This window comes from Herbaspirillum sp. Her2, assembly GCF_057961375.1.
The window spans coordinates 3,858,120-3,870,800 of the sequence record NZ_CM176331.1 but is presented as its reverse complement, the minus strand read 5'-3'; the positions used below and the strand labels follow the sequence as shown (position 1 = coordinate 3,870,800).

The following is a 12,681-nucleotide window of genomic DNA, read 5'->3' as shown; positions in this document are numbered from 1 at the left end:
TGGAAACAATATAAATAATTTCTGCGAATCAGCCGGCAATACCGTGTTCGCCTCCTCCGAGCAACTGCAGCGCCTGCGCCACTACCGCTTCCGGAGTGATCTGGAAATGCCGGTACAGTACCTCGGCCGGCCCCGGCGCGCCAAATCCAGCCATGCCGACGAAGCCGCCGCGCGTACCCAGGTATGGGTCCCAGCCAAAGCGCAGCGCTGCTTCCACCCCCACGCGCACCGTTCCCTTGCCCAGGACCGATGTGCGATAGTCGTTGTCCTGCTGGTCGAACAATTCCCAACACGGCAGCGAGACCACGGCCGTGGCAATCCCGCGTGATTCCAGCACGTCCCGCGCAGCACAGGCGATGGCGACCTCGGAACCGGTGGCCAGCAGGGTGACCTGGCGCGGGCCACATTGCGCCTCTTCCAGCACATAGCCTCCGCGCGCGCAGAGATTGCTGGCCTCGTAACGCTTGCGCACTGGCGGCAGGCTCTGTCGTGCGAAGACCAGGCTGACCGGTCCGCTGCGGTGCTGCATGGCGACTTCCCAGCATTCCACCGCCTCGCTGGCATCGGCCGGCCGCATCACCAGCATGTTGGGCATGGCACGCAGCGAGGCCAGGATTTCCACCGGCTGGTGTGTCGGCCCGTTCTTGCCGATGCCGATGGAGTCGTGACTGAACACGAATTTCACCGGCAAGCCCATCAGCGCAGCCATGCGCATGGCCGGCCGTTCGTAATCCGAGAAAGCCAGATAGGTCACGGCCAGCGGAATCACGCCGCCATGCGCGGCCATGCCATTGGCCATCGCGCCCATCACGTGTTCGCGTACACCGCAGTGCAGGTAGGCGCCGCTGCGGTCGCTGGCGGTGAAGGCCTTGAGCGAACCCTTGTGCGCCGTGGGCGCTTCAAGATCGGCGCAGCCCACCATGCGTTCAGGGATCACTTCGGCCAGCAGCTGATTGAGCGCGGCCGAGATCAGGATGCCGCCCTGCGCCTGCGCCGGCTCGTGCGCGCTACGCTTGAATTGCAGCAACACCTCCTGCCACCCATCGGGCAAGTCACCCCGCAGGACACGTTCGAATTCGGCGCGCTGCGTGGGCGGCAGGGCCTGCAGGCGCTGATGCCAGGCGGCATGTTCATCGCGATTGCGTTGGCCGAAGTTGCGCCACGGCGTGAGGATGTCCTGCGGGATCTCGAAGGGGGCATGCGGCCATTGCAGCAGATCGCGTGCGGCTTGTGCATCCTCCGCGTAGAGCCGTGCGCTGTGGCCGCCGCGCTGGCCCTGCACACGCGGGATGCCACGGCCGATGATGGTGCGGCAGGCGATCATCGAGGGACGGTCCGAGGCACGTGCAGCGTCGAGTGCGCGCGAGACCGCCTCGATGTCATGCCCGTCCACCTCCACCACGTGCCAGCCGGCCACGCGGAAACGCTCGGGCACGTTCTCGCTGATGGAGAGTTCGGTGGCGCCGTCATCGGTGATCTGGTTGTCGTCCCACAGCAGGGTCAGTTTGGCGAGGCGCAGATGGCCGGCCAGGGAAATCATTTCCTGTCCGATGCCTTCCTGCAGGCAGCCATCGCCGACGAAGGCGTAGGTGCGGTGATTGACGATGCCATCGCCGAAGCGCGCATTCAGGTAAGCCTCGGCCACCGCCATGCCGAAGGCATTGGCGATGCCCTGGCCGAGCGGGCCGGTGGTCACTTCGATACCAAGTTGCGGATCGTATTCCGGATGGCCGGCACAGTGCGAACCGAATTCACGGAAGTTGCGCACCTGCTCCAGCGAGATGTGTTCATAGCCGGTGAGGTAGAGCAGGCTGTAGAGCAGCATTGAGCCGTGGCCGTTGGAGAGCACCACGCGGTCGCGGTCCGGCCAGGTCGGATCGGCAGCGTGAAAGCGCAGGTGGCGGGCGTAGAGTGCGGTGGCGATCTCGGCCATGCCCAGCGGCACGCCTTGATGGCCTTCAGTGGCGCGCACGATGGCGTCGATGGAAAGAAAGCGGATGGCATGCGCCAGCGGCTGCAGGGGATGTGGGGTCATGACAGCAAGACGCATCTGCCCGGCAGAACAGGGCGATGCGTCAGTCTCCGTTGTAATGGTGGAGACTTATTCTTGGCGGTCGGTACGGGTGCAGGCAAGCGATGAAAATTCAGGCTTGGCTGAATTGGCGTCAAGTAGACGCAAGTTTCCCGCTCTCTTCACGCAACCACTGCAGGAACAACACCACCTCCGGCCGCGACTTGTTGCGTGCCGGACAAACCGCAAAGTGCTGCGTGATCTCCAGCGCCATGCCATTCGCAAACACCGGCTGCAGCCGTCCGCTGGCCAGATGCCCGGCACCGAAGGCATCGCTCTCGAAGACTACGCCCAATCCCTGTACCGCTGCTTCGATGCTCATCATGGCGCGGTCGAAGCGCAGGGCGATGCGTTCCGGACGCAGGTCCGGCGCGTAGCGGGCAAACCATTCCGGCCATTGCAGCAGGCTGCCGCGCGACTGGATCAGCGGGGCCAGCACCAGGTCTTCCGGGGTCTCGATGCGATGGCGCGCGAGAAAATCGGGACTGGCCATGGGGATCACCTGCTCCGACAACACCGGTTCGATTTCCAGATCCGGCCAGTGCGGTACGCCGCAGCGGATGTCCAGATCCACCTGCCCGATCTCGAAATCGGAAATTTCCGGCGAGGCCGACAAGCCGAAGGCGATCTCCGGATAGCGCTGCGTAAAGCGTCCGATGCGCGGCATCAGCCACAGGCTCGCGAAGCTGGGGCTGGAATGGATCTGCAGCGAATTTTCCACGCCATGCCGCAAATCGTCGGTGGCCGAATTGATCGCCCCGAGCGCACCGGCCACGCGGTTGAGATAGCTCTGTCCTGCCGGCGTGAGCTCCACACCCTTGGTGGAACGCTCGAACAGGCGCAGCCCCAGCAGCTTTTCCAGACGCGCCACCTGGTGGCTGATGGCCGACGGCGTGAGATGCAATTCAGCCGCCGCAAGATTGAAACTCTTGCGGCGTGCGATCGCTTCGAAGGCCATCAGAGAGGTCAGTGGAGGAATCATGGTGTCTCGGTTTTTGGTCTTGTGAACGTTTCTGCTGCGTCACGGCATGCGCGGGCGCGGGCTCGCGGCCGATTTTAGCGCATCGATCCGGCAGATGAAGCTTCGTCACATTTTCATGACAAAGCATCACTTGTCGCAGCCGGATGAAAGTTCGAAGATCGCCGCCAGAACAACAGGGAGACATCCGTCCATGCGCGCTATCTGGCGCGGCATCCGCTCGCGGGAGGACTGCGCGGAGGTTTTCACCGTTGCTCATTCGCATGCCACTTTCAGGAGACCACACCATGCTGCTCAAGAACAAAGTTGCCGTCGTTACCGGCGGTGCCGGGCTCAACGGCCTGGGATTTTCCACCGCGCGCCTGATGGCTGCGCATGGCGCGCGCGTCGTCATCCTCGACCTTGAACGCGCCGAGCCTTCCACCGCTGCGGCCCGTCTGGGCGAGGGCCATCTCGGCCTGGTGGCCGACGTCACCGACAAGGCCTCCTGCGAGGCCGCAGCGCAAGCGATCCTGCAGCAGTTCGGCCGCATCGACATCCTGGTCAACAATGCCGGCATTACCCAGCCCGCCAAATTCCTCGACATCAGCGGCAAGGACTATGACCGCATCCTCGATGTCAGCCTGCGCGGCACGCTCTACATGTCGCAGGCAGTGCTGCCGGCCATGCGCGCGCAGCAGGGCGGTTCCATCGTCTGCATCTCCTCGGTCTCGGCCCAGCGCGGTGGCGGCATCCTGGGCGGTCCGCACTATTCGGCGGCCAAGGCCGGCGTGCTGGGGCTGGCGCGGGCCATGGCGCGCGAGTTCGGACCGGACGGCATCCGCGTCAATTGCGTCACGCCCGGCCTCATCTCGACCGACATCAACAAGGACATCCTCAGTGCCGAGAAGAAAGCCGAGATCGCCCAGACCATTCCCTTGGGCCGCTTGGGCGGGCCGGATGACGTGGGCGGCGTCTGCGTGTTCCTGGCCAGCGACCTGTCGCAGTACTGCACCGGCATCACGCTGGATGTCAACGGCGGCATGCTGATCCATTGAGTTGTTCACGCGCCGCTCGGTCGTGTGGCCCGGCGCGGTTTCATCGATTCCCACCATAAAAAATGCCAGGAGACAAAAGATGAAAGACGAGATCGCATCAAAGAAGATGAGCCGCCGCCAGATCCTGAAGGCAGGCGCTGTCGGCGCTGCACTGCCGCTGTTTTCCATCCTCACGCGGCCCGCCAATGCGGCCGAGTTTACTTATAAATTCGCCACCGGCCAGGATCCTTCGCACCCGGTCAACAAGCGCGCGCAGGAAGCCATCGACCGCATCCGCAACGCCACCAACGGGCGCATGGAGATCAAGCTGTTTCCGGCCAACCAGCTGGGTTCCGATACCGACCTGATGTCGCAGATCCGCAATGGCGGTGTGGAATTCTTCAACCAGGCCAATACCGTGCTCTCCACGCTGGTGCCGGCCGCCGGTATCGTCAATACCGGTTTTGCCTTCCAGGATTACGCGGCCGTGTGGAAGGCCATGGACGGCCCGCTCGGCACGCACGTGCGCGCGCAGATCGAGAAGGTGGGACTGCTGACCATGTCCAAGCCATGGGACAACGGCTTCCGCCAGATCACCACCTCGACCAAGGCGATCAGGAGTGCCGCCGACGTCAAGGGCCTGAAGCTGCGCGTGCCGGCAGCGCCGATGCTGACCTCGCTGTTTTCGGCACTGGGCGCGAGTCCCACGCCGATCAATTTCAACGAGGTCTATTCGTCGCTGCAGACCAAGCTGGTGGAAGGGCAGGAAAATCCGCTGGCCATCATCAGCACCGCACGGCTTTACGAAGTGCAGAAGTTCTGCACGCTCTCCAATCACGTCTGGGACGCCTACTGGATTCTCGGCAACCGCCGCGCCTTCGACAAGCTGCCCAAGGACATCCAGGAGATCGTCCGCCGCGAACTCGATCAGGCCGCCACCGATGAGCGCGCCGACATCGCCAGCTTCTCCGGCATGGCCCGCAATGACCTGGCCGGCAAGGGTTTGCAGATCGTCGATGCGGACAAGGACTCCTTCAAGCAGGCGCTGGCACAGGCCAATTTCTACAAGGACATGCGCGCCAGGTTTGGCGAGGAGGCGTGGAAGCTGCTGGAATCCAGTGTCGGCACACTGGGCTGAGGAGCTGCATCAGAACTCCGCAGAGGGAATACGTAATTCAGAATACAAAATATAGAATGCGGAAAAGAGAAGGCCGGAGTCAGTTTGCTCCGGCCTTCCGTGTCTGTCACCGGGGAAAAATCTCAGCGTGGACCACCGCCTGGTCCGCCATCGCCCCAGCCTCCACGTGGTCCGCCGCCGCCCGGGCCGGGTCCGCAGAACCAGGGCGCGCAGACGCAGCCCCCCAGCGTGGTCAGCAGCAGCGCTGCAGCCAGCAGCGTCGTCAATCGTTTCATGGTCAACCTCATGCAAAGAAATGGAAAGAGATGCAGTGAGGCAGCATTGAACTACGCCAGTCTGCTAAGCGCAGTCAGGCAATTGCAACAAAGGATGTCATTTGCCGGGGAGGGCGTTCGCTTCAGTCGAAGCCGCGCACGCGCTCCTTGTCCATGCGCGGCAATTCCCAGTGAAAGCGGATCGCCAGCAGGCGCACCGAAAAGCCCAGCAGCAGGGAGCTCAGGGTGGCGATGCGGCCATCGATCTGCCAGTGCAGGATCAGCACATACAGGCTGCCGGTCAGCAGCGACACGCTGGCATAGATCTCGCGTCGCAGGACCAGCGGAATCTCGTTGCACAGCACGTCGCGCAGCAAGCCGCCGAAGACACCGGTGACCATGCCCAGCATCACCACGATGGCCGGGTGGAAGTTGTCGAAGCTGCGCGCGATATCGCAGCCAATGATGGTGAAAGCCACCAGCCCCAGTGCATCCACCACCAGGAAAGCGGACTTGAAATGATGCAGGGCGCGCGCCGCGACTGCTGCCACGATCGCCGCGCAGATGGTGAAGCCCAGATATTCGGGATGCGCCACCCAGCCCAGCGGATAGTGGCCGATCAGGATGTCGCGCACGGTCCCGCCACCCAGCGCCGCCACCGTGCCGATGAGGCAGATGCCGAAGATGTCCATGTCCTTGCGGATGCCCATGAGCGCGCCCGAGATGGCTTCGGCGCAGATGGCGATGAGGTAGATGGTATGCAGCAGCATGGCAGGGTCCGGGCTGGCGGTAGTCGCGAAGCCCGAATTATTGCATGGCGCGGTCCCGGCGCCATGCTGCGGCACCCAAGATCAGGCGGAGGTATCGATGATGTTGCCGATGGCCTTGACGCCCGAGGTCACGCTGTCGGCCACCGAATGCGCGGCCGAGGAAACGGCATCGACCGTGGTGTCGTAGGCGCTTTCAATCTCGTCACCGACTTCGGAGGCGACGTTCTTGATGGGCTGGATGATGGTGTTGTAGAAGCTGCTGTTGCCGGAGGAGACCGAAGACACGCTCATTTGAAACTCCCTTGTAGTGGTAGGCAGCCAGCATCCCCCTCTGATGAGGGAGATGCGGACAGGAGTTCATCATAGGCAAGCGCGGTGAGCGTGCAAAGATGCAGACACCCCCTTATCGGGTAAAGAAATGCAATGCCTTGTAAAGCGGTGTAGGCATGCCGCTTGCACGGCATGCCACCGGGCCTTACTGCGCCAGTGCCAGCGTGGTTTCCTTCTGGCGCGTGGCAGTGTTCGCGCTCGCAGAGGCCGGTGAGCGCGGGGCGCTGTAGCTGATCTTGAACACCGACATGGCCTGGCTCAGTTTGATCGACTGGTCGCGCAGGTTCTCGGCAGCGGCGGCAGCCTGTTCCACCAGGGCGGCATTCTGCTGGGTGGTTTCGTCGATGGCGTTGACGGCCTGATTCAATTGCTCGATGCCGCCGCTCTGCTCATTGCTGGCCACCGTGATCTCGGCCATCGTGACGGCCATGTTTTCCACCGCGCCCCCGAGGTCGCCCATGGCTTGCGCGGTTTCGCGGACCAGCTGGTTGCCGCTCTCGACTTTCGCGCGCGAGTCGTCGATGAGGCCCTTGATGTCCTTGGCGGCGGCCGCCGAGCGTTGCGCCAGCGTGCGCACTTCGGCGGCGACCACGGCAAAGCCGCGTCCCTGCTCGCCGGCACGCGCCGCTTCCACGGCGGCGTTGAGCGCCAGGATGTTGGTCTGGAAGGAGATGCCGTCGATCAGCCCGATGATGTCCACGATCTTGTGCGACGCCGCGTCGATCTCGTCCATGGTCTTGCCCATGCGCTGCACCGAATGGCTGCCACGCTGCGCAATGGAGGAGGCCGATTGCGCCTGGCGATCGGCGTTGGCCGCCGAGTCGGCATTCTGGCGCACGGTGGCGGCGAACTGCTCGACGCTGGAGGCGGTCTCTTCCAGTGCCGAGGCCTGCGATTCGGTACGGCTTGAGAGATCCATGTTGCCGCTGGCGATCTCGCCGGTGGAGATGGTCATCGATTCCACGTTGCGGCGCACGTCGCCGATGATGGCGCGCAGGTTGACGTTGAGCTGCTGCAGCGCTTGCAGCAGCAAGCCCATGTCGCCGCGCGCATCGGTATCGATATGCAGGTCGAGATCGCCGCCGGCCAGGCCATGGACGGACTTGATGGCGCGCTGCAAGGGCGCCACCACGCTGGCATGCAGCACCGCCCACGAGCCCAGCAGCAGCGCAGCGCCACCGAGCGTGCCGAGCCACACCGCATAGGGGCTGCCTCCGGCCGTTTGCACGGCACTGCCCGCGACCGCACCGCCGAGGATGAACATGAGCGTGAGCACGCCCATCATCCAGCCCAGCCGCTTGGCCAACGGCAGATCACGCAGGCCCTGCAGCCAGCCGATGAAGCCGGTGCGCGCCACTGCGCCGCGACGGATGCGCAGGCCGCGCGCCTGGCCGCCGACGAAGGCACGATAGGCGCTGTCGGCCGCCTGTACCTGCTCCCGCGAAGGACGCGTGCGCACGGACATGTAGCCGACCGCGCGGCCGTTCTCGCGCACCGGCGTGACGTTGGCCTGGACCCAGTAGTAATCGCCATTCTTGCAGCGGTTCTTGACCAGCCCGTTCCAGGGCAGGCCTTCCTTGAGCGTGGCCCACATGTCGGCGAAGGCCTCGCGCGGCATCTCGGGATGGCGCACGATGTTCTGCGGGGCCCCGATCAGTTCGGCTTCGTCGAAACCGCTGATTTCCACGAAGTAAGGATTGACGTAGGTGATGTTGCCCTGCAGGTCGGTCTTGGAGACGATGGACTTGCCATCCTCCAGCAACCGTTCGGTGGTGGTGATCGGTAGATTCATGCGCATGCTTGCCCCCGTTGCCCTGACCGTTGCTGACCTTGCGGGGTCACGGTCCTGCCGCTGTTGTAGAAAGCCGCCGTGCTTCGTCCCCAAGCGCGGCGACCCCGTTTTCATACCGGGCCGCGTGCGGCCTAGTGTGGAATTGCGTGTCGGTGTCATGGCGTTCCATGGCATTTCCGCAAAGATGTGCGACGCCAGCCTGTATCCGGCTTGGGCGGCGCGACACGGAAACCATGATGACCAGAATCTAAACGCTGTACCGCGCTTTCAATCGGTCAAAAAGGCGGGACTTTCCATGGGTGAACCAGAAACGGGAGCAGCATTCCTGCCGGGCGGGGCGGGGCGGGGCAGGGGCGATGAGGAACGGAAACTGTTTCCGCTCATCATCGTCATCGGCATGACGGTGGTCGCTTATTGGCGCGGCTGTACCTGAAACAGCACGCCTTGCGGCACCAGTTCTACCGAGAGCAATTGGTCGGCCACCACCTCGGTCATGCGCTGGCCGGGATTGTCCAGGGCGACCGTGGTGAGGCGGGTAATCAGGGGCAGCAGCTTGTCCTCGCTGCCGGAGATGAAACTGCGCGCGGCACTGGAGGCGCAGATCAGGAATTCGTCACGGGCACCGGGGACCTTGTTGGTCATCATCACGCCCACGTTGCGCAGCTCACCCTTCTTGTTGAGCGTGCCGATGAGCGTGGTCCGGGCCGGGCCGACCTGGGTGTCGAGCACGTATTCATATTTTCCCGGATGCAGGCGCGACGCGTCCAGCATGTAGAGGTGGGCCATATGCTCGGGCTCTTCCACTTTCATGTCCCTGAGCACGTCAGCCAGCCGGTTGTTGAAGCGATCGGCAAATTGCTTGGGGGTGAGGCCCAGCGTGGTCTGGGCCGCTTCGTGCGCTGCCAGCTCCTGGTCGATGTGGCGGTCGCAGCCGGTCGCCAGCAGCGTGGTGGCCAGCAGGGTGCAGGACAGAAGACGCAGCGGAGATCGTAAAAGTGTCAGCATGTTCGTCAGAATGTCGTGTGTTGCGCTACATTGTGCATCATTCCCGTGGGATACAAGCTGTCGCAGATCAAGTGTGGAGGCCGGTTTGTGTGGGTTGGTGATAAAGTACCTTGCCGACAACAAGGCCAAGACGACAACATCCAGACCCACGCCAAGCCCATGACCGCTTCCCCCTCCGGCCAGCCCGCTGCTGCCCCCTCCGATCTGCACGAATTGCGCGAGATCATCCGTAGCTTTTCCAGCGAACGCGATTGGCTGCGTTTCCATACGCCCAAGAACCTGGCCATGGCCCTCTCGGTGGAGGTGGCCGAGCTGATGGAGCACTTCCAGTGGCTGCCGACGGGTGCCGATCATGAACTCGATGACGCCGCGCGCGAAGGCATCCGTCATGAGATGGCCGATGTGCTGGTCTATCTGATCCAGCTGGCCGACCATACCGGCGTCGACCTGCGCAGCGCCGTGCTGGAAAAAATGGAACTGAATCGTCGCAAGTATCCGGTTGAACTGGCCCGTGGCAATGCGCGCAAATACAGCGCGCTGGCCGGGCCGGCTGCCGGTACCGACGCCGGCGATGATGCCTCCGGTGCCGGCTGAGGCTGGCGCTGTCCTTGCTTTCCTCCCTCTCATGTTCGCTGCCCGGAGCTCGCCTTGACCAACTGGAATGACGGTTACGTCGTCGACATCGCCTACACCTACGGCTATTACCCCGGCATGAATCCGGCCCGCCTGCCGCTGGCCTTCGCCTTCCACGGCCTGCAGGCACCGGCCATCCAGACCGCCTGCGAGCTGGGTTTCGGGCAGGGCCTGTCGACCAATTTTCACGCAGCGGCATCCACCACGCGCTGGTGGGGCAATGATTTCAATACCTTGCAGGCGGCCTTCGCCCAGGAACTGGCGGCGGCCAGTGGCAGCGGTGCGCAGCTGGAGGATTCCAGCTTTTCGCATTTCTGCCGCCGCGACGATCTGCCGGATTTCGATTTCATCGCCCTGCATGGCATCTGGAGCTGGGTCTCCGAGGACAACCGCGAGATCATTCTCGATTTCATCGACCGCAAGCTCAAGCCGGGCGGCGTGCTCTATCTGAGCTACAACACCCAGCCGGGCTGGTCGGCCTTCATGCCGCTGCGCGACCTGCTGGTGCAGCACACGCAACTGGCCGGCAACGAGGAACGCGGCCTGCCCACGGCCGCTCGCATCGAGGCCGCGCTGGCCTTTGCCACACGGCTCTTCGAGACCGACCCGGTCTATGCCCAGGCCAACCCCTTCATGCGCGACCGCTTCAAAATGCTGCAGCAGCAGTCGCGCAGCTACCTCGCGCACGAATATTTCAATCGCGACTGGCACGCCGAGCCCTTCGCCGAGATCCATCGCCGCTTCTCGCAGGCCGGTCTGCAGTTCGCCTGCCCGGCGCACTACATCGATCACCTCGACATGGCCAACCTGACCCCGGCGCAGCGCCAGTGCCTGGCCGAGATCGACGACCCGGTGCTGTACCAGAGCACGCGCGACTTCATGGTCAACCAGACCTTCCGCCGCGATTACTGGGTGCGCGGCGGGCAGGTGCTGGACGAGCGCCAGCGCGTGCAGGCGCTGGCGCTGCAAAGCGTGGTGCTGCTGACCGAGCCGGACAAGGTGCCGCTGACGATTCAGAACGTGGCCGCCGAGATCACCCTCAACCGGCTCATCTACGAACCGATCCTGCAGGCGCTCTCGGACTACCAGCCGCACACGCTGGTGGACCTGGCGGCCTCGCTGGCGCATCGCAACCTGAACCTGTCGCAGGTGATCGATTCGGCGCTGATGCTGATCGGCACCGGCCACGCCGCTCCGCTGCCCCCCGAGCTGGATGTCGCCACCCAGGCCCAGATCGCGCGCCGCACGGCCGACCTCAATGCCTATCTCCTGCATCGCGCAGCGCTGGTGCTGCCGGAGAGCCAGGAGGGCGACATTGCTCATCTGGTCAGCCCGCTGACCGGCGGTGGCGTGAAGGTGGACCGCGTCGAGCAGTTGTTCCTGCTGGCGCGCGAAGTCTGCGGTGACGATGTCGAAGCCTGGCCCGCCCAGGCCTGGCAGCACATCGCTGCGCAGGGCAAGCGGCTGGTGCGCGATGGCGTGCGGCTGGAAGCCGAGGACGAGAACCTGGCTGAACTGGCGACGCAGGCGCGGCTCTTCGCGCGTACCAGGCTGCCCTTGCTGCGGGCGCTGCAGGTGGCGTGATGCGCGTGCCGATGCCATGGATGAGCTTGCCGCCGCGTTTGTCGTGAATTCCTCACACCCGGCCTGACGTCCGCATGACAGCGCCCTGACAAGCACGGCGATCCTGCGTGCAGGGCGGCAATCGCGTTGCGTCGCAGCGAACTAGCCTGTACGATTTCGCGTGGCCATATTGCCGCCCATCACTGCCGTGCCTGCCGCGCCTGTCCTGCCGGTGCCGAACCTCTCTTTTAGGAAAGTCGGTTTTCAGCTTATGTCCCTGTCTCGTCAACTCCAAACACGCCTGACCCTGTCCGGCACCGCCGCTGCGCTGCTCACCGCCATCGTGCTGACCGCCATGGCCATGAATGGCAGCACGCAGGGCCTGGCGGTCGCCGCCGTGGTCCTGGTGCTGGTGTCGGCCCTGCTGTCCTGGGTGCTGGCGCGGCAACTGCTGCAACCGCTGTCCGGTCTGGAGGCCGGCATGCAGCAGCTGCAGGAAGAGCACAAGCAACTGGTGGAGCAACGCGATGATGCCCGCACCCACTTGGAAGAAATGGAAAAGACTCTGGCCCGCGTCGGCCTGGAAGATGCGCTGACCGGCCTGGCCAACCGCCGCCAGTTCGAGCGCGGCCTGCTGGAAGAATTCAACCGCGCGGCGCGCACCAACCTGTCGCTGGCCATCATCATGATCGACATCGATCTCTTCGATGAATACAACGCCAGCTATGGCCGCATGGCCGGCGACAAGGTCTTGCGCCGGGTCGGCAGCGCCATCCGCGATACCAACGTGCGTCCGGAAGATCTGCTCTCGCGTTTCGGTACCCAGGAGATCGCCGTACTGTTGCCGGGTTCGCGCCTGGATGGCGCACTGATCGTGGCCGAACGCATCCGCAAGTCGATCGAACAGCTCAACATCGAGCACAGTGCCAGCCCGACCGGCCGCGTGACCATCAGCATCGGCATCGCCGCCGTGGCCCCGCAGCGTCAGGTCGACGAACCCGATACCGTGCTGCGCGAATCGGAAAAGGCGCTGGCCCTGGCCAAGGCAGCGGGGCGCGATTGCATCCGCACCACCGACGATTTCCGCAAGGCTTGAGCTGCATAGCGCTAGCCGCTACCCGCTGCCCCAA

Annotated in this window: 13 protein-coding genes; 6 read left to right on the top strand and 7 right to left on the bottom strand. The window is 64.0% G+C overall.

Translation table 11 applies throughout. The features are described from left to right. Positions 1-28 precede the first annotated feature (28 nt). Both tkt and ACWHXP_RS17590 read right to left on the bottom strand, forming a co-directional pair. Positions 29-2,035: a transketolase gene (tkt, locus tag ACWHXP_RS17595; RefSeq protein ID WP_489635428.1), complete on the bottom strand. Its 2,007-nt coding sequence runs from the start codon at positions 2,033-2,035 to the stop codon at positions 29-31. A 130-nt stretch (positions 2,036-2,165) separates the two neighbouring features. After that, entirely contained in the window at positions 2,166-3,053 is an 888-nt protein-coding gene (locus ACWHXP_RS17590; protein ID WP_121042822.1) for a LysR substrate-binding domain-containing protein, read from the bottom strand. A 284-nt stretch (positions 3,054-3,337) separates the two neighbouring features. Between ACWHXP_RS17590 and ACWHXP_RS17585 the strand changes: the two genes are divergently transcribed. Both ACWHXP_RS17585 and ACWHXP_RS17580 read left to right on the top strand, forming a co-directional pair. Next, positions 3,338-4,087: an SDR family NAD(P)-dependent oxidoreductase gene (locus ACWHXP_RS17585; RefSeq protein ID WP_489635429.1), complete on the top strand. Its 750-nt coding sequence runs from the start codon at positions 3,338-3,340 to the stop codon at positions 4,085-4,087. A gap of 79 nt (positions 4,088-4,166) precedes the next feature. Further along, entirely contained in the window at positions 4,167-5,204 is a 1,038-nt protein-coding gene (locus ACWHXP_RS17580) for a TRAP transporter substrate-binding protein (RefSeq protein ID WP_489635430.1), read from the top strand. Positions 5,205-5,326: 122 nt separating this feature from the next. On the opposite strand, the gene ACWHXP_RS17575 is transcribed toward ACWHXP_RS17580, so the two are convergent. The 4 genes from ACWHXP_RS17575 to ACWHXP_RS17560 form a co-directional block, all read right to left on the bottom strand. Continuing rightward, positions 5,327-5,479 carry a hypothetical protein gene (locus tag ACWHXP_RS17575; protein ID WP_166675556.1) on the bottom strand — a complete coding sequence of 51 codons (153 nt, stop codon included), beginning with the start codon at positions 5,477-5,479 and terminating at the stop codon, positions 5,327-5,329. 122 nt (positions 5,480-5,601) lie between these two features. Further along, on the bottom strand, positions 5,602-6,228 hold the full coding sequence (locus tag ACWHXP_RS17570) for a trimeric intracellular cation channel family protein (RefSeq protein ID WP_034331895.1): 627 nt from the start codon (positions 6,226-6,228) through the stop codon (positions 5,602-5,604). Positions 6,229-6,309: 81 nt separating this feature from the next. After that, a complete protein-coding gene (locus tag ACWHXP_RS17565) occupies positions 6,310-6,519 on the bottom strand; it encodes a hypothetical protein (RefSeq protein ID WP_034331894.1) in 210 nt (69 codons plus the stop codon). A gap of 184 nt (positions 6,520-6,703) precedes the next feature. Further along, positions 6,704-8,356 carry a methyl-accepting chemotaxis protein gene (locus ACWHXP_RS17560; RefSeq protein ID WP_489635431.1) on the bottom strand — a complete coding sequence of 551 codons (1,653 nt, stop codon included), beginning with the start codon at positions 8,354-8,356 and terminating at the stop codon, positions 6,704-6,706. A gap of 151 nt (positions 8,357-8,507) precedes the next feature. Between ACWHXP_RS17560 and ACWHXP_RS17555 the strand changes: the two genes are divergently transcribed. Further along, positions 8,508-8,783, top strand: coding sequence for a hypothetical protein (locus ACWHXP_RS17555; RefSeq protein ID WP_489635432.1), 276 nt, complete (start codon positions 8,508-8,510; stop codon positions 8,781-8,783). On the opposite strand, the gene ACWHXP_RS17550 is transcribed toward ACWHXP_RS17555, so the two are convergent. Next, a complete protein-coding gene (locus ACWHXP_RS17550) occupies positions 8,762-9,355 on the bottom strand; it encodes an attG domain containing protein (RefSeq protein WP_134135580.1) in 594 nt (197 codons plus the stop codon). The genes ACWHXP_RS17555 and ACWHXP_RS17550 overlap by 22 nt on opposite strands. A 159-nt stretch (positions 9,356-9,514) precedes the next feature. Here ACWHXP_RS17550 and ACWHXP_RS17545 point away from each other — a divergent pair, with 159 nt between their 5' ends. From ACWHXP_RS17545 to ACWHXP_RS17535, 3 genes are all read left to right on the top strand, one after another. Further along, complete coding sequence (locus tag ACWHXP_RS17545) at positions 9,515-9,949, top strand: nucleotide pyrophosphohydrolase (protein WP_252697206.1); 435 nt, start codon at positions 9,515-9,517, stop codon at positions 9,947-9,949. Positions 9,950-10,003: 54 nt separating this feature from the next. Beyond that, entirely contained in the window at positions 10,004-11,572 is a 1,569-nt protein-coding gene (locus ACWHXP_RS17540; RefSeq protein WP_489635433.1) for a methyltransferase regulatory domain-containing protein, read from the top strand. A 250-nt stretch (positions 11,573-11,822) separates the two neighbouring features. Beyond that, positions 11,823-12,647 (top strand): diguanylate cyclase, encoded by an 825-nt coding sequence (locus tag ACWHXP_RS17535; protein WP_121042834.1) that lies wholly within the window; start codon positions 11,823-11,825, stop codon positions 12,645-12,647. The last annotated feature ends 34 nt before the right edge of the window (positions 12,648-12,681 follow it).